We start from the raw sequence: 16,852 nt of genomic DNA on the forward strand, positions 1-16,852 counted from the left end.
ATGCCAGTCGTCGTCGACCCCAAGAGCGACACCATCGACACCCTGCTCACCACGGTGCCGGCAGGGGCCCACTCCATCGACCAGCTCGACCGGCTCGAGGTGTGGCTGGCCAACCGGCCTGAGGAGTACGTCGTCGTCCTCGGCCCCCAGGTCGAGCTGCGCGACGCGCTGGCGATCGCCGACGGCATGCGCCTGAGCCGTCCGTCGACCAGTGTGATCCTCGTCCGCGAGGAGGTCGACGCGCAGACGATGCGCGAGGCCATGCACGCCGGCGTCCGCGACGTGGTCTCGCTGGACGACGCCGACCTGATCCGGGCTGCGGTCGATCGGGCCTACCAGCTCTACGTCGCCCTGCGGGGCCCCGGCGGTGCGATGCACCAGGGCCGCGTGATCACGGTCTTCTCACCGAAGGGTGGGGTCGGCAAGACCACGGTCTCGGTCAACCTCGCGCTCGCCCTCGCGGACCGCGGTGCCCGCAAGGTGTGCCTGGTCGACCTCGACCTCGCCTTCGGTGACGTCGCGATCACGCTGCAGCTCTTCCCCAGCCACACGCTGGAGCACGCGATCGGGTCCGAGGACGCCATCGACGCCCCCCTCCTGGAGTCACTGCTGACCCGTCACGCCGACTCGGTCATGGTGCTCGCGGCCCCGAACCACCCGGACGTGCGGGAGCGGGTGAGCCCCATGCTGGTCTCGCGGGTCCTGCGGACGCTGCGGGAGTCCTTCGACTTCATCGTCGTCGACACCGCCCCCGCCTTCGACGAGCAGACCCTGACGGCGCTCGACGAGACCGACGAGATCGTGGTGATCGCGACGCTCGACGTGCCGACGCTGAAGAACGTCAAGGTCTCGCTCGAGACCCTGGAGATGCTCGACATCGCCCGCGACCACCGGCACCTGCTGCTCAACCGGGCCGACGACAACGTGGGTCTCGGCTCCGACCGGGTGCAGTCGATCCTGGGGATGGACGTCACCTCGATGGTCGGCACGTCCGTGGACGTGGCGGCGGCAACCAATGCCGGCCAGCCCCTGATGGCGCAGAACCCGACCCACCCCTTCAGCAAGACCCTGAAGGAGCTCTCCACCCGGCTGACCGGTCAGCCGATCGCCCCCGACTCCGCCACCGCCACCGCCACGTCGGCGACACCCGCGGAGTCAGAGGAGGACAAGGCCAACCGACGGTTCCGGAGAAGGAAGTGACCCATGAGCAGTCTTGGTGACCGCCTGTCCGCAGCCCGCCGCGCGAGCGGCGACGTCGACGACTACGACGTCAGCGAGCTCGACAGCACACTGGTCGACGAGCCGCTGTCGCAGCAGCTGACCGCGACCGGTGGCGACCCCCTGCAGGACCACGTCGAGGACGACCCGCTGACCAGCCCCAGCTTTCCGGTCGCGCGTGCCAGGGCGACGCAGCCGTCAGCGTCACCGAGCTCCTCTCCGCTGACGCAGGCGTCGTCGCGGGCCACGGGCGACGGTCGACGCAGCCTCCAGCAGACCCAGCAGGACCGACTGGAGGAGCTCAAGCAGGCCGTCCACTCGGAGCTGCTCAAGCAGCTGGGCCCCAAGCTCTACGGCGGCAACATGGACGTCGACGAGCTCGACCGACAGGTTCGCGTGGTCCTGGGCGACGTGCTCAGCAAGCAGGAGCGGCCGCTGTCCAACAGCGACCGGATGCAGGTCACGCAGGAGATCAGCGACGACATCATGGGCTACGGCCCCATCGAGCCGTTCCTGCGCGACAACGACGTCTCCGAGGTCATGGTCAACGGCTACGACTCGATCTGGGTCGAGCGCAAGGGCCGGCTGACCCAGGTCAACGCCCACTTCAGCGACGAGAAGCACCTGCGCCGCGTGATCGACAAGATCGTGTCCCGCATCGGTCGCCGTGTCGACGAGTCCAGCCCCATGGTGGACGCCCGCCTCCCCGACGGCAGCCGTGTCAACGCGGTCATCCCGCCCCTGGCGGTCGACGGCTCGTCGCTGACCATCCGGAAGTTCTCGGCCGACCCGCTCATGGCCGAGGACCTCATCAAGTTCGGCTCGCTCAGCGACCAGACCGCCGCCTTCCTCGAAGCCTGCGTCCGCGGTCGGCTCAACATCATCGTCTCGGGCAGCACCGGCGCCGGCAAGACGACCACGCTGAACGTGCTGTCGTCGATGATCCCGGCCGACGAGCGCATCGTGACGATCGAGGACGCGGCCGAGCTCCAGCTCAAGCAGGAGCACGTCGTGCGGCTCGAGTCACGGCCGGCCAACATCGAGGGCAAGGGCGAGGTCACCATCCGTGACCTCGTCAAGAACAGCCTCCGCATGCGGCCCGACCGGATCATCGTCGGTGAGGTCCGCGACGCCTCCGCGCTCGACATGCTGCAGGCCATGAACACCGGTCACGACGGGTCGATCTGCACCCTGCACTCCAACGGCCCTCGCGACACCCTCTCCCGCATGGAGACCATGGTGCTGATGGCGGGCATGGACCTGCCGGTGCGGGCGATCCGCGAGCAGGTCGCCTCGGCCGTCGACCTCATCGTCCACCAGACCCGCTTCAAGGACGGCTCCCGCAAGATCACCCACCTCACCGAGGTGGAGCGCATGGAGGGTGACGTCATCACCCTGCAGGACGTCTTCGTCTACGACCACGCGGCCGGCTTCGACGCCGATGGCCGTGCGCTCGGTGGCCTCAAGTCGACCGGTCTGCGGCCGAAGTTCCTGGAGAAGATGAAGTACGCCAACGTGGAGGTCGACCCCCGCATCTTCGCCACCGGCAGGTTCTGATGGCACGACGACTGCTGGGCTCGCTGCTGGGCTCGCTGCTGGCCGGTGGGTTGGTCCTCACCGGCTCCCCGGCGTACGCCGTGGACGGCAGCGTCTCCTACGTGGAGCCCACCGACGACGGGCTGCAGATCCTCGTCGACGTCCCGCCCAACGCCGCCATCGACTTCGACAGCGTGGCGGTGACGATCGACGGCACCAGCGCCCCCGCCGAAGCGGCCCCCGCGGACTCCACCACCTCGGTGCGACGGACCGCGGTGCTGGTCATGGACACCAGCAACTCCATGCGCGGCGACCGGATCGAGGCCGCCCAGGCAGCGGCGCGGATCTTCCTGGAGTCGGTGCCCGACGACGTCTACGTCGGCATCGTCACCTTCGACAACGACGTCTCGTCGGCGCTCGCCCCCAGCCTCGACCGCGAGCAAGCCCTGGCGGTCGTCGACGACCTCTCGCTCAGTGCCCAGACCCGGCTCTACGACGGCATCCAGGCTGGTCTCGAGCTGACCGGCTCGGAGGGCCTGCGACAGCTGCTCGTGCTCTCGGACGGTACCGACACCAGCGAGACGCCCCTGGAGGACACGACGGCGGCCATCGGGGTCTCGGAGACCCTCGTCAACGTGGTCTCGCTCGAGCAGCGGGGACGCGCCGAGCGCGCCCTGGAGGCGATCGCCACCGCCGGCGCCGGCACCGTCATCAGCGCGGACGCCGACGCCCTCGGACAGGCGTTCAGTGCCGAGGCCGACGTCCTGGCGCGCCAGGTCCTGGTCACCGCGGAGATCCCCGAGGGCGTCACGGCAGCCGAGGGCACCGTCTCCGTCACCTTGGGCTCGGACCAGGGCGACGTCACGGCTTCGGCGTTCACCTCGATCGGCGCGTCCACAGCCGCACCCGGCGCGCCGGCCATCGCCGCGGACGACCCACTGACTCTCGACAGCACCTGGTTGTACGCAGGACTGGGTGCTCTCGGGGGCGGTCTCCTGGTCACGCTGCTGCTGCTCGCCCCGCGCCCCCAGCGGCAGCTCGTGGGCGAAGAGCTCGCGACCCAGTACACCCGTCGCGTCACACGAGTTGGTGCGGACGGGGAGTCGGAGGCCTCTGACCAGGCGCTGGCACAGGCCACGGAGACCGCCGAGAAGGTGCTCCGGGCGAACAAGTCCCTCGAGTCCCGCATCTCGGATCGGCTCGAGGGTGCCGGCAACCCCTTCAAGCCGGCGGAGTGGCTGCTGCTCCACGTCGGCATCTTCCTGGTCTCGGGCCTCGTGGGCATGCTGCTGGGTGGCGGCAGCCTCATCCTGGGACTCGTCTTCCTCGCGTTGGGCGCCTTCGGACCGTGGATGTACCTGGGCTTCCGACGCAACCGCCGGCGCAAGGCGTTCGAGAAGCTGCTGCCCGACACGTTGCAGCTGATCTCGGGCTCCCTGGCTGCCGGGCTGTCACTGGCGCAGTCCATCGACACCGTCGTCCGCGACGGCCAGGACCCGGTCGCCAGCGAGTTCAAGCGGGTGTTGGTGGAGACGCGACTCGGCATCACCCTCGACGATGCCCTGGATGGTGTGGCCGAGCGGTTCCAGAGCAAGGACTTCAGCTGGGTCGTCATGGCGATCCGGATCCAGCGGCAGGTCGGTGGCAACCTGGCCGAGCTGCTCGACACGGTGGCTGGCACCATCCGGGAGCGGGAGTACATGCGCCGCCAGGTCGCCGCCCTGGCAGCCGAGGGCAAGCTCTCGGCCTGGGTGCTCGGCGGCCTGCCGCCGGCCTTCCTGGTCTACCTGCTGTTCTCCAAGCGTGACTACGTGATGCCGATGTTCACCGAGCCGCTCGGGTGGATGATGCTCGGCGGCGCGGCCATGCTGCTGGGCGTCGGCGTCTTCTGGATGAGCCGGCTGGTCAAGGTGGAGGTCTGAGATGGCACTGCTCTTCATCATGGGCGTCCTCCTGGTGTTCGCTGCCATCGCCCTGCTGGCCATGGCCGTCGGGAAGCCCCAGGCCCAGGGCATGCACCGCTCGCTCGCGGTCATCGAGGCGATGTCCACCGCTCCGTCCGAACTCACGGCGGAGCTCGACCGTCCCTTCGCCGAGCGGGTGCTGGCGCCGATGCAGGGGCGGGCCTTCAAGATCGGGCGCAGGCTGGTCGGAGCCGACGCCGGTGAGCGGATCCGCATGAAGCTCGACACCGCGGGCAACCCGGCCGGGTGGACCGTCGAGCGCGTCATCGGCGGCAAGGTGATCGGGGCCGTGGCAGGGGCCATCGGAGGCTTTGCCTTCTCGGCACTGCTCGGCTTCGAAGCCACCACTCAGATCGTCTTCGTCGCCGGTGGCCTCTTCGCAGGTTTCTTCGCCCCCAATCTCTACCTCTACCAGAAGGGTTATGACCGGTCCGGCCGCATGCAACGCGACCTCCCGGATGCCATCGACCTGATGACCATCAGCGTCGAGAGCGGTCTGGGCTTCGATGCGGCCGTCCAGCAGGTGGCCACCAACACCGAGGGACCATTGTCGGACGAGTTCGCCCGGGTGCTCCGGGAGATGCAGATCGGCGCCTCGCGGTCGGAGTCCCTGCGGGCCTTGTCGGAGCGCACCACGGTCCCGGAGGTACGGACCTTCGTGAGCGCCATGGTGCAGGCTGACGCCTTCGGCATCCCGATCGCCCAGGTGCTGCGCGTCCAGTCGAGCGAGATCAGGGTGAAGCGGCGTCAGCGGGCCGAGGAGAAGGCGCAGCAGGTGCCGGTGAAGATCACGATCCCGCTGATCTTCACCATCCTCCCGTGTCTCTTCGTCGCGGTCATGGGCCCGGCGGTCATCAGCATCATGGGCTCCTTCTCGTGACCCAGAGGGCAGCGCTGGCGCCGGCCTACTACCGCCTGGCGGTGGGGGCACGGATCTGGGCGCTGCTCGTCCTCGGCATCTCTGCCGCCAGCCTGGGCGACGGCACGTCCGCAGCCGCGCTGACGGTCCTGGGACTGGTCTGGAGCGTCTCCATCGCTGCGGAATGGCGCGGGTACACCTGGCTCTCGAAGTCGCCGCTGGAGCCGGTCCTCGTGTCCGCCGTGGCGGCGCGAAGCCTGGATGCCGACCTGTCGTTGCTCCTGGCCATGGCCATCCCGCCCTTCACCGGTGGTCTGTTGCGCGGCGTTCGCGGGGTGGTTCAGGCTCTGGCGGCCGAGCTCGTCGTGGTCGTCGCGCTCATCATGACCCGCTACGGGACCTTCCAGGTCGACGAGGCCTCGAGCATCCTCACCTGGATCCTCACCGGCCTCGGGCTCGGCCTGATCGCCGCCTACGTCCAGCGGGCGGTGCTGGAGAAGCCGGACGATCCGCTCGCCCCCTACCGAGAGGCTCAGGTTCACCTGCGCGGCCTGCTGGACCTGTCGGGCGACCTGCGATCGGGGCTGGAGCCGGTGACGCTCGGAAGCCGCATCGCCGTCGCCGTACGCAACTCCCTCCCGGTCGAGGCCGTCGCGGTCTTCGTCCCGAGAGGAGACGAGCTGACCCCGCTCGTGACCGGTGCCATCTCGAGCGCGGTCGACCAGTCCCTGCTCGAACCGATGGCCCACCGGGCGTGGAGCACGGGTCGTCCGATCATCGACGAGGAACGGTTCGCCCTCCCCCTGCCCACCGAGATGGGCATCGTCGCGGTGGTGACCGGCATGCTCGCCGTCGGCAGGGACGTGTCCGGTCTCGGGACCGAGGCACACCTGACGGCACTGGCGCGGTCGTTGCGTCCCCGGACCGTCCAGCTGGACACCGCCTTGATGTTCGCCCGCCTGCGCGATGCGGCCACCGCAGACGAACGCCGCCGGCTGGCGCGTGACCTCCACGACGGCGTCGCGCAGGACATCGCATCCCTCGGCTACCTTGTCGACGCCCTTGGCATCACGCCCACCACCCCGGGGCAGGCGGAGTCACTGCGCCGGCTGCGCGAGCGCATCACCGACGTGGTCGCCCAGGTCCGTATGGCTGTGCAGACACTCCGGACCGACGCCGAGTCGGCGGAGAGCCTGGGCGCCGCAGTGAGCGGGCTGGCACGACACCTCAGCGAGAGCTCGGGGGTGCCGATCCGGGTGACCGTGGACGAGACCACGACCCGCCTCAGGCCCGAGGTCGAAGGCGAGCTGCTCCGCATCGCGCAGGAGGCGATGACCAACGCCGTGCGCCACGCCAGCGCCAGCCTCATCGATGTCACGTGCAAGGTCGCTGCACCCTTGGCCGAGATCACCGTCCGCGACGACGGCAACGGTCTCGGGCAGCCCCGCGAGGACTCCTACGGCGTCGCCATCATGCAGGAGCGCGCCGAGCTCATCGACGCCGACTTCTCCATCGAGTCCGCGGAGCGCCGTGGAACCGTCGTCACCGTGCGCGTGCCGTCGCGACACCAGAGCGCCTCCCGTGTTCCAGACCCCCTACCTGACAAGGTGTCCCTGTGAGCAGCAGCACCAGCGTCCTCCTCGTCGACGACCACGAGCTGATCCGCGACGGGCTCTCCGGTGCGTTCTCCGCACAGCCCGACATGACCGTGCTCGGCGCGGCCCGGACTGTCACCGAGGCGCTGGCCATGTTTGACCAGATGGCACCCGACGTCGTGGTGACCGACCTGCAGCTGCCCGACGGAACCGGCCTCGACGTCGTGCGGCGCGTCCGGGCAAAGTCCCGTGACATCGGCGTCGTGGTCCTGACCATGCACTCCGGAGACGACCAGATCTTCGCCGCGATGGAAGCCGGGGCCTCGGCGTTCGTCGGCAAGGACGCCCCGTCGGGGGAGGTGGTCAAGGCAGCGCGCCACGCCGCCGTCTCACCGCGCTCGTTCCTGTGCGCTGGGCTCGCCCAGGCGATGACACGGCGCATGTCGGGTGAGAGCTCCCGCTTGTCCGACCGTGAGCACGAGGTGCTGGTGCTGCTCGCCGACGGGCTCAGTGCCGGCGAGATCGCCCCGAAGCTCCACCTGTCGGAGTCGACGGTGAAGTCGCACGTGGCTCGGATCTACCAGAAGCTGGGGGCCGCCAACCGTGCCCAGGCGCTGGTGACCGCGATGCGCATCGGTCTGCTGTCCAGCATCGATCCGCGCTCCGCGACCTAGTCGTCTCCCGTAGTCCGAATGGACTATCGCACTCGGTCCGAACTCCGGGTGATACATCACCGCCACCTGCGAGACGATTCTCGTGTTGGAGGTCGCTTGGGCCTCCACTTGCCCCCGAAAGATTCGAAACCCGCAAGGAGCCCCCCAAGATGATCACCTTCCTCGAGAACCTGATTGCCGCCCGCCGCGCCAAGGCCGACGAGCGTGGCGCCTCGGCCGTGGAGTACGGCCTGCTCATCGCCGGCATCGCCGCCCTGATCGTGGTCGTGGTGTTCGCGCTCGGCCCCGTCATCAAGGAGGCCTTCAAGGACACCTGCACCGAGGTCCAGGGCAAGGGCAGCATCTCTGCCTCTTCGTGCGGTAACTGAGTCACCGGTCGGAGTGGGTGGTCGCAACCCGCGGCCACCCACTCCGTCGCTTGAAGGGAGCGGGTATGGCTACCCGGAGAACTACCCCGGAGCGGGGTGCCTCGTCGGTCGAGTACGCGCTGCTCATCACCGGGATCGCAGTGGTCCTGGTGGTCGTGATCTTCTCGATGGGCGACGTCACGAAGAACATGTTCGGCACCACCTGCGAGGAGATCGATCGCGAGGCTCAGGCGTCGGCGTCCTGCAACGGATAGTCGATCAGCCCGAGACGCTGCAACACCGTGGGATGCGACCCGAACCAGATCTGTGACAGGGCTGGCGGGGTCGGATCCGACAGTGAGCGCAACGTGAACGTCCGCTGCAGCCCGACGAACGCATGGGGATCGTCGGTCACCGCCAGGGACTCCACGTCGGCGCGGAGCTCGACCTTGCGACTGATGGTGTTCTCCACAGGAGCAGCGGCGAGGGTGAAGAGCGCCAGCAACGCCAGCACGGTGGGGACCGATCTCGGGTCGGTCACCGCACCACTCCCCCGAGATCGGATCTGCAGCACCAGGATCAGCAGTCCGACCGCCGACACCGTCCCGGCGACGCCCAGAACGGTGCCCACCAGCACGTCGCGCTTCGCCGCGTGCGCGAGCTCGTGAGCCGTCACCACCAGGACCTGGTCCTGCTCCGCGCCGTCCAGCAACGTGTCGTAGACGACGACGCGACGTGTCGACCCGTAGCCCGAGACATAGGCGTTCAGCGTCGTCGTACGTCGCGAAGCGTCCGCCACGAGCACGTCGTCCAGCTCCACCTCCATGCGTTCGGCGAGCTCCAGCACCTCAGTGCGCAGCTCCCCCGCCGGCAGCGACGCGAAGTCGTTGAACAGCGGCTCGACGACCACGGGGTAGACGAACGACCCCAGCATCACCAAGCCCCCGAGGAACGCCGCCGCGAGCGCCGGCCAGATCCGTCGCCATCGACGCGCCAGCGCCACGACGACGACGAGAGCGGTTGCCGTCACCAGCGTCTCGATGCCCTCCGACACCGCGACGTCGCGTAGCCAGCCCACCCACGGCTGCGTGGAGAGGCCCGCGTCGACCCGGTTCCGGTGCCCAGCTGCGGACAGCGGAAGGCTCGCCAGCCTGCGCACCAGCTCCACGACGACGACGGCCAGGGCCACCTGCGCCCACCATGGCCCGGGAAGCCGCTGGACCAGGCGCTGTCCGGCCGTCGTGAAACCCAGCCAGCACACCACGGCGAGCGACAGGGCCAGCGAGCTCCACCCCCAGACGCGGGCCCAGAAGGAGAAGTGCTCGGCGCGAGCGATCTCGGCAGCCGTGAAGACCTCGGACGCCGCCACGGGCTCGACAGGGCCGCCCGGCACCGGGTCCCACGGCACGAGCCACCACGCCAGCACCACGAAGGTCACGCCGCCCAGGACGGCCACCCCCGCCGCGGCTGCCCGGTCGGGAGGTCTCACGCCGCCAAGTCTGACAGCGACTGCCGCCACTCCCGCGTGAAGGCGCGGAGCGACAGCCCGAAGGTCTCGGCGAAGAGCCCGGGGAAGTCCCGCACGCCGTCAGCGCGACGGTAGAACCGCAGCAGCGCGCGTTCACCGACCCGGTCCGCGAGGAGCCGGCAGGCGAGCCACGCGGCCTCGTAGGCCGCGCCGAAGTGCTGGGAGGCGTCGTCGAACTCCGCGTCGCCCGGCAACGTCCGCGGGGGCCCCTCCTCCCGGACCTGTCGGATGACCTGCGCCGCCGTCGTCGTGACCGGCAACGGGACGTCTCGCAGGGCGACGTAGTCGGCCATGCCCTCCGCGAGCCACACTGGCAACCTCGACTCCGTGGCCCCCAGGGCGACGTGGGCCGCCTCGTGGCTGACGACCACCTGGGCTCCCAGCGGCTCCAGGGTCTCCATCCGGTCGGGGTTGAGGAAGACATGGGCGGACCTCCCCCTGTCCGTGTCCCCGTCCGGCGACGCCGTGACTCCGGCGACGTTCGCGAAGGTCCCCGGTTCGGCCGCGAGGGCACGGTCGAGTCCCGCTGCCGAGTCAGGTACCTCGACGACGAGCCCCGACCGCCAGCCCGGGACGACGCGCCGCACGACGACCACGGCGCGGCGGGTCATGCGGTGGTACCGAGCGACGTCCGAGGTGGCGAGCGTCAGGGCCGCACCCGTCCGGCGGACAGAGACCTCCGGCGCCATCCAGATCGGCAGCCGGCCCGCGGGCCCCCCGACGTCCGTGATCACGACATCGCCGCCGCGGGGGGCGAACCCGATCTCGACCTCGCTGGTCGACCTCTCGACGTCGAAGCCGCGGAAGCGCCAGGTGACACTCGCGACCGCTCGCCACTCCCCCTCCTCGTCCGCACCACCGAGCTCGTCGACGTAGCGCAGGTCGACATCGTCGACCGGGATCCCTCGGGCCGTCCGCACCAGGGTCGCCAGCGCCGCACCCGTCTCCTCGTCACCTCCGGCGGCGAGCTCCCGCGCGGCTGATGCGTCTCCGCCCCGCACGGCGTCGGTCAACCTCTTCAGGAGCGCGGCTGCCTCCGCCGGCCGGATGTCGCTGGCTGCGGGGCCGGGGGGTGGGGCGACGTACTCCTCGTCGCTCAGGAGCACCCACAGCGTGCCGGCCACGATCAGGGCCAGGAACGACGAGAGGCCGACCACCCACCTGCGTGAGTGACCGGCCTCGTGCGTCGGGGCGTCAGCCAGGGCGGACCGCACCCGTGTAGGGCATCGAGTGCAGGCCAGCGGTCTCCACGCCGGTCGAGGGGTTCGCGGCGTGGACGATCTGGCCGTTGCCGATGTAGATGCCGACGTGGCTGATCGGGTTGTAGTAGAAGACCAGGTCGCCCGGCTGCAGGGCGCTGGCCGCGACGCGCGGGCCGGAGCTGTACTGGGCGCTCGAGGAGTGCGGCAGGCTGACTCCGGCGGCTCCCCAGGCTCGCATGGTCAGGCCGGAGCAGTCGTAGGCGTCCGGACCGGCCGCCCCGTAGACATAAGCATCGCCCACCTGCGCGAGCGCGTAGTTGACCGCGACACCGGCGCGGCCGGAGACCGGGACGTCCGGGACCCGGGTCTGGCTGCGCGACGTCGTCAGCCGCTCGCGCTCCTCGGCCTCGAGCCGGCTGAGCACCTCCTTGGCCTCGGCGAGCTTCTCGTCGACGGTCTTCTTCTCGGCCGCGAGCTTCTTCTCGGCGGCGGCGATCTCGTCGAGCCGGCCGCGGGTGGCGCCCTCACGCAGGTGGAGTGCCTTGGCCTCGCGTGCGTAGGCGGAGAACAGCTGCGACTGGAGGTCGCTGTAGGAGGTCATCGTCGAGAGCTGGTCGAGGAAGGCACCGGGGTCCTCGCTGACGAAGACCTCGCTCACGGCCGACATGCTCTCGCCCTGGTACTGGCGGATGACCGAGTCGCGCACCTCCGTGCGCGCCGCCTCCAGCGCCCGGTCCTGGCGCTTCTGGTCGGCCTCGAGGGACGTGAGGTCGCGCTCGAGCTCGTCGAGCTCCAGCTTGATGTCGTGGTAACGCTCCTGGGCAGCCTCGGCCTCGTGGTAGAGGCGGTCGACCCGCTCCTTGACGTCCTCGATCTCGGGCTCGGCCTGTGCGGCGCCCGGGACGAGGCCCACAGCAGCGGCGAACGAGATGCCGAGCACGGCACTGATGAGTCGCTTCCGACCGTTGAACACGAGCGGGCGTTCTCCCTTGCGTCGTCGTACGCCTACCGGGTGAGCTGACGGGTTCGGGCACGACGTGCCCTACCCCTGCTCCTCGGACCGCTGCGCGCGGCCCGCCTCGCAGGCGATTCACCCCAGAGGTGGTGGGTCCCCGGCTCCGTACGGCCACTCCCCCGTGGCCTGGACTCGGCGCGGTGCCCGCGCGGATCCGGTCTGATCCACGGTCACGGACACCAGCGAGCACCCTAGTCAAGGTCCGGAGGTTCGGCCAAGTCCCCACCAAAAGTCGTGGCGTGTTGCGGAGCACGCTGTCGCACAGGCCACACGAGCCCCACGATTCACACGGCTGACACGCCCCGCTCCACGCTGGTCGAGCCTGTCGAGACCCACCCCGCCCACTCCGGTCGAGCCTGTCGAGACCACGACCGTCACGCCGACTCGATCTCCGGCCCCTCCACCGGTGTGACGAGCCGCAACGGCGGTACGAGGCCGCCCTCGGCCAGCACGCCGAGCGCTCGCTCCGCGTCGTCGTCGAGCGTGAGCTCGGGGGGTGGTCCGAGCAGCACGGTCACCACGCAGTCGTGGCACGCCAGGCCACGCACCACGCAGGTGTCGCAGTCGATTCGTGTCGTCATGAGACCGACGGTGACGACGACCCCTGACAGTTCCGGTCCGGAGTGACGTCCTCGGCGTGTCGTCAGTCGCCGTCGCCCTCGTCCGCGGCGTCCTTGCGGGCGACCGACTCGATCACGTCGCTGCGCCCGCACCAGCGGCAGGTCACGGACTCGACGCGCTCGTCGCGCACCTCGGTCTGCTCGACGACGTGCTCACCGGCCAGGTCGAAGTGCCAGAACTCCGTGGTACGCCGCAAGCGGCTCACGTCGAAGCGGGTCAGGTTGCCGCAACCGGAACAGCGCCACCGCTCGGTCGGGCCAGGAAGCCGGATGCTCACGCCGGTCACTCTAGGCCGCGCGTCCTCCCGGTCCCTGTCGGTGGCGGCGCCTAGCGTCCTCGACGTGAGCACGACGACGGTGGCGCGGTCACGGTGGGAAGCGCAACGGGGCTTCGACGAGCTGGGCAGACCGCTGCGCGACGTGACGTTCTGCGTCGTCGACCTGGAGACGACAGGAGGATCGGCTGCGGCAGGCTCCATGATCACGGAGGTCGGGGCCGTGAAGGTGCGAGCCGGTCGGGTCTTGGGCGAGTTCCAGACCCTCGTCAACCCCGGGTCCGACATCCCCGCCTTCATCGCCGTGCTGACCGGCATCACCAACTCGATGGTGGTCGACGCGCCGTCGATCGACTCCGTCCTGCCCGCCTTCCTCGAGTTCGCCGAGGGATGTGTGCTGGTTGCCCACAACGCACCCTTCGACGTCGGCTTCCTGCGTCACTTCGCCGAGCGCCAAGGACGCGCGTGGCCCGCCTTCGAGGTCGTCGACACGGCCAAGCTCGCCAGACGCGTCATCACGCGGGACGACGCCCCCAACTGCAAGCTGGCCACCCTGGCCAAGGTGTTCAACGCCGCTACGACACCCAACCACCGGGCGCTCGCGGACGCACGCGCCACGGTCGACGTCCTGCACGGCATGCTCGAACGGCTGGGCGGGCTCGGTGTCCACACCCTGGAGGAGCTGCAGTCCTTCTCCGGCAGGGTGTCCACGGCCCAACGGCGGAAGCGCCACCTGGCCGAAGGTCTTCCCCACGCCCCGGGTGTCTATCTCTTCCGGGACGACCAGCAACGCGTGCTCTACGTCGGCACCTCACGGGATCTGCGCACCCGGGTTCGCTCCTACTTCACAGCCTCGGAGACACGGAGCCGGATGGGCGAGATGGTCGGGCTCGCGACCGAGGTCGTCGGGATCGAGTGCGCAACAGCGCTCGAGGCCGAGGTCCGGGAGCTGCGACTGATCGCCGAGCACAAGCCCCGCTACAACCGGCGCTCACGCTTCCCCGAGAAGGTGCACTTCATCAAGCTCACGCGTGAGCCCTGGCCGCGGCTGTCCCTCGTCAGACGGGTCCTGGACGACGACGCCGACTACATCGGGCCCTTCTCCTCGAAGCGTTCGGCCGAGAAGTGCCTGGCCGCGCTCCACGACACCTTCCCGGTCCGGCAGTGCTCCGACCGGTTGGGCCGCTCAGCACGACGCACCCCCTGCGTGCTCGCGCAGATGGGACGCTGCCTCTCACCGTGCGACGGCAGCGTGGACGCGCTGACCTACGCGGGGGTGGTGCGCCAGCTTCGCGACAGCATCCTGCGCGAGCCCCACCTGGTCGTGGAGACCATCCACCACCGGATGTCGGGCCTGGCTGCCGAGGAGCGGTTCGAGGAAGCAGGCGTCCACAGGGACCGGCTCGCTGCCTTCATCCGCGGGACGTCACGCACGCAACGCCTCCGGGCCCTGACGCGCTGTCCGGAGATCGTGGCGATGTGCAAGGAGGATCGAGCCCGCGGCCCCCAGGCCGGCGGATGGGCCGTGCACGTCGTCCGACACGGTCGGCTCGCAGCAGCCGGCGTCATTCCGGCCGGTGCTCACGCGCGGACCTATGTGGACGCCCTCCGTGCCGGCGCCGAGACCACCCGGGCTCACGCCGGGCCGGTGCCCGCGGCGACAGCCGAGGAGTCCGAGCGGATCCTCCGGTGGATCGAGCAGCCGGGGGTGCGCCTGATCGACGTCCAGGGCGAGTGGTCCTCCCCGGTGGCCGGGGCCGGGCGTCACCTGCACGATGCCGCTGCCTCCCCCGCGACGCGAGACTCGCTCGTTCCGTTCGACGAGCGCCGCCACCTCCCTCTGCTGCACCGGCCCGCCCGCTAACCTCGCTCCATGATCACCGCCATCGTGTTCGTGAAGGCCGACGTGGCCCAGATCCCGGAGGTCGCCGAGCAGATCGCCGCTCTCGATGGCGTCAGCGAGGTCTACAGCGTCACCGGCCAGATCGACCTGATCGCCCTCGTCCGGGTCCGCGACCACGACGACGTGGCAGCGGTCGTCGCCGACCGACTGAACAAGGTGCCCGGCGTGACGTCGACGGAGACTCACATCGCCTTCCGTACCTACTCGCGGCACGACCTCGAGTCGGCGTTCTCCTTGGGACTGGACTAGCGAGTTGGGCGCGTCGCCGCGGGTCCTGGACATCGTCCTGCCGTTCTACGGAGACCCTGCACTCCTGTTCGAGACCATCGCATCGGTGCGTCGTCAGTCCGATCCCAGATGGACGCTCCGGGTGGTGGACGACAACTACCCGGACCCTTCCATAGGCGCCAGAGTGCGTGGACTCGGGGATGAGCGGATTCACTACGTCAAGAACGCCATCAACCTGGGCGCCAACGCGAACTACACCCGCGCATTGTCACTGGCGGTCGGTGAGTACGTGGTGATCATGGGCGCGGACGATCGGCTGCTGCCCCACTACGTCTCGCGGGTGCACGAGCTGATCGAGGCTGACGGCCCCGACATTATCCAGCCAGGCGTCGCCGTGATCGACGGCTCCGGACGGCGGGTCAGACCCATGGGCGATCGAGTGAAGGCGCTTCTGCGACCACCGACCACCCGACATCTCCTCAGCGGAGAGCCCGCTGTGACGAGCCTCATGTGGGGGAACTGGACGTACTTCCCCAGCCTGGTCTGGCGGCGCGAGCTGGTCGCCGCACAGGGCTTCAAGCGGTTCCACGTGGTCCAGGACCTGGCTCTGCTCACCGACCTCCTCATGGCAGGAGCAACTCTGGCGCTCGACGACGTGGTCGTCTTCGAGTACCGACGCCACGACGCTTCTGACTCGGCGGTCAAGTCGATCTCGGGTGAGCGCTTCGACGAGGAACGGGACTTCTACGAAGGCGTGCGGTCCGAGCTGGAGCGCCGCGGTTGGAAACGAGCGTCACGGGCCGCCAGGTTGCGGGTGACGTCCCGTTCCCACGCCCTGACCCAGGTCCCGCGGGCTCTCAGGGGTGGGCAGTCGCCACTACCCCTCGTGCGACACGCATTCACCGGGTTGCTTCGCGCGCCGTGACGCGCGCCAGACGTCGTGTCGGTCAACGCCCCGCATGGATGTCGAACCAGCCACCGACCTCCACGCCCCTCATCGTCGCCCAGGTGTGTCGCAGTCGCCTGACGGAGCGTCGGTTGTAGGTCCACATGAGAGGTCGGTGCGCCCAAGCGAGGGGAACGCCGCCCACCTTCCCGGACGCGCTGTAGGCGATCCGCGCCGACTGGCGGCGAACGACTTCTCGATATCGCTGCTCCACCGCCTCTCGGGACTCCCACCTCCCGGGTAGCTCCTCTCCGAATGGCCCGGACGAGTGCTTGTCGAAGCTGACATCGACGAACTCCCCTTCGAGTGGCGGATCGGGCATCCGGACCAGGTCATGGGTGGCTTGGTTGACGAGCTGGAATCGCCGGTACCCGTAGCCCTCCAACAGGTCGAGCAGGTGCGCCACCTCGATCGAGTCCGTCAGATCCGCTTCGAATGACACGAACTTCGGCGGCGATTCCAGTCGCGCGATCGCCGCTATGCAGGCTGGGTCCTCACCCTCCACGTCCACCTTGAGGTAGTGAACCGGGCTATGGTCCGCCAGTATCGAGTCGAGTGTGTCGCACGGCACTGTTGTTCTCGAGGCCTCGGTCGCTATGCCTCTACGCGCCATGTCTGGGGTGGTGCTCCCCCACAGATCCTCGTCGCTCACATAGAGGTCGATGGTGCCCGACCGATCCGCGACCGCCTTGCCGACCACGGTCAGTCGTCCGGCTTCGATCCAGGGACGGAATCGGACTTGAGCGGCGCGAACCAACGAAGGATTGGCCTCGATCGCGACGACGTTGAAACCCTTGGCCAGATAGAACGCAGTGTCAGTCCCGTCATGCATCCCCACGTCGACGATCAGGCGCTCCTCACGTGTCATGCCCACCATGGTGATGGCCTCAGCGCACATGCGCGGGATATCACGGCATGTCGGTCAAGGCGTTCGCACGAGCG

General features: G+C 69.4%; 17 protein-coding genes and 1 riboswitch. Of the genes, 11 read left to right on the forward strand and 6 right to left on the reverse strand.

Features of this window, described 5'->3' with window-relative positions; all coding sequences use genetic code 11:
• From K6T13_RS10940 to K6T13_RS10975, 8 genes are all read left to right on the forward strand, one after another.
• A complete protein-coding gene (locus tag K6T13_RS10940) occupies nt 1-1,200 on the forward strand; it encodes a CpaE/TadZ family protein (RefSeq protein ID WP_222894610.1) in 1,200 nt (399 codons plus the stop codon).
• Nucleotides 1,201-1,203: 3 nt separating this feature from the next.
• Complete coding sequence (locus K6T13_RS10945) at nt 1,204-2,775, forward strand: TadA family conjugal transfer-associated ATPase (protein ID WP_222894611.1); 1,572 nt, start codon at nt 1,204-1,206, stop codon at nt 2,773-2,775.
• A complete protein-coding gene (locus K6T13_RS10950; protein ID WP_222894612.1) occupies nt 2,775-4,676 on the forward strand; it encodes a type II secretion system F family protein in 1,902 nt (633 codons plus the stop codon). Before K6T13_RS10945 ends, K6T13_RS10950 begins: the two co-directional genes overlap by 1 nt.
• Before the next feature lies 1 nt (nt 4,677).
• Entirely contained in the window at nt 4,678-5,598 is a 921-nt protein-coding gene (locus K6T13_RS10955; RefSeq protein WP_222894613.1) for a type II secretion system F family protein, read from the forward strand.
• Nucleotides 5,595-7,196: a sensor histidine kinase gene (locus K6T13_RS10960; RefSeq protein ID WP_222894614.1), complete on the forward strand. Its 1,602-nt coding sequence runs from the start codon at nt 5,595-5,597 to the stop codon at nt 7,194-7,196. Before K6T13_RS10955 ends, K6T13_RS10960 begins: the two co-directional genes overlap by 4 nt.
• Complete coding sequence (locus K6T13_RS10965; RefSeq protein WP_249423737.1) at nt 7,193-7,846, forward strand: response regulator transcription factor; 654 nt, start codon at nt 7,193-7,195, stop codon at nt 7,844-7,846. Before K6T13_RS10960 ends, K6T13_RS10965 begins: the two co-directional genes overlap by 4 nt.
• A 149-nt stretch (nt 7,847-7,995) precedes the next feature.
• Entirely contained in the window at nt 7,996-8,214 is a 219-nt protein-coding gene (locus tag K6T13_RS10970; RefSeq protein WP_222894615.1) for a Flp family type IVb pilin, read from the forward strand.
• A 65-nt stretch (nt 8,215-8,279) separates the two neighbouring features.
• Nucleotides 8,280-8,468 carry a Flp family type IVb pilin gene (locus K6T13_RS10975; protein ID WP_222894616.1) on the forward strand — a complete coding sequence of 63 codons (189 nt, stop codon included), beginning with the start codon at nt 8,280-8,282 and terminating at the stop codon, nt 8,466-8,468.
• On the opposite strand, the gene K6T13_RS10980 is transcribed toward K6T13_RS10975, so the two are convergent.
• The 5 genes from K6T13_RS10980 to K6T13_RS11000 all read right to left on the reverse strand — a co-directional run bounded on the left by K6T13_RS10980 (nt 8,441) and on the right by K6T13_RS11000 (nt 12,836).
• Nucleotides 8,441-9,682 (reverse strand): M48 family metalloprotease, encoded by a 1,242-nt coding sequence (locus tag K6T13_RS10980; protein WP_222894617.1) that lies wholly within the window; start codon nt 9,680-9,682, stop codon nt 8,441-8,443. The genes K6T13_RS10975 and K6T13_RS10980 overlap by 28 nt on opposite strands.
• Nucleotides 9,679-10,935, reverse strand: a complete 1,257-nt coding sequence (locus K6T13_RS10985; protein WP_222894618.1) for a gluzincin family metallopeptidase — start codon at nt 10,933-10,935, stop codon at nt 9,679-9,681. Before K6T13_RS10985 ends, K6T13_RS10980 begins: the two co-directional genes overlap by 4 nt.
• Complete coding sequence (locus tag K6T13_RS10990) at nt 10,916-11,896, reverse strand: C40 family peptidase (protein WP_222894619.1); 981 nt, start codon at nt 11,894-11,896, stop codon at nt 10,916-10,918. The genes K6T13_RS10985 and K6T13_RS10990 overlap by 20 nt, the downstream gene beginning before the upstream one ends.
• 27 nt (nt 11,897-11,923) lie before the next feature.
• Nucleotides 11,924-12,076, reverse strand: a riboswitch (cyclic di-AMP (ydaO/yuaA leader).
• A 236-nt stretch (nt 12,077-12,312) separates the two neighbouring features.
• The gene (locus K6T13_RS10995) at nt 12,313-12,519 is read right to left on the reverse strand and encodes a hypothetical protein (RefSeq protein WP_222894620.1); all 207 of its coding nucleotides are present in this window, start codon (nt 12,517-12,519) and stop codon (nt 12,313-12,315) included.
• Between the two features lie 62 nt (nt 12,520-12,581).
• Entirely contained in the window at nt 12,582-12,836 is a 255-nt protein-coding gene (locus tag K6T13_RS11000; protein WP_222894621.1) for a hypothetical protein, read from the reverse strand.
• 64 nt (nt 12,837-12,900) lie between these two features.
• Between K6T13_RS11000 and K6T13_RS11005 the strand changes: the two genes are divergently transcribed.
• From K6T13_RS11005 to K6T13_RS11015, 3 genes are read left to right on the forward strand one after another with little or no spacing between them, the layout of a single operon-like run.
• A complete protein-coding gene (locus K6T13_RS11005) occupies nt 12,901-14,697 on the forward strand; it encodes a DEDD exonuclease domain-containing protein (RefSeq protein WP_249423738.1) in 1,797 nt (598 codons plus the stop codon).
• Between the two features lie 9 nt (nt 14,698-14,706).
• Complete coding sequence (locus K6T13_RS11010) at nt 14,707-14,985, forward strand: Lrp/AsnC family transcriptional regulator (RefSeq protein ID WP_222894623.1); 279 nt, start codon at nt 14,707-14,709, stop codon at nt 14,983-14,985.
• A 4-nt stretch (nt 14,986-14,989) separates the two neighbouring features.
• Nucleotides 14,990-15,889, forward strand: a complete 900-nt coding sequence (locus K6T13_RS11015; RefSeq protein WP_222894624.1) for a glycosyltransferase family 2 protein — start codon at nt 14,990-14,992, stop codon at nt 15,887-15,889.
• Between the two features lie 22 nt (nt 15,890-15,911).
• Here the strand turns inward: K6T13_RS11015 and K6T13_RS11020 are convergent, their stop codons facing one another.
• On the reverse strand, nt 15,912-16,778 hold the full coding sequence (locus K6T13_RS11020) for an FkbM family methyltransferase (protein WP_222894625.1): 867 nt from the start codon (nt 16,776-16,778) through the stop codon (nt 15,912-15,914).
• Between the last annotated feature and the right edge of the window lie 74 nt (nt 16,779-16,852).

Origin of the sequence: Nocardioides coralli (assembly GCF_019880385.1) — a bacterium.
Taxonomy (GTDB): Bacteria; Actinomycetota; Actinomycetes; order Propionibacteriales; family Nocardioidaceae; genus Nocardioides; species Nocardioides coralli.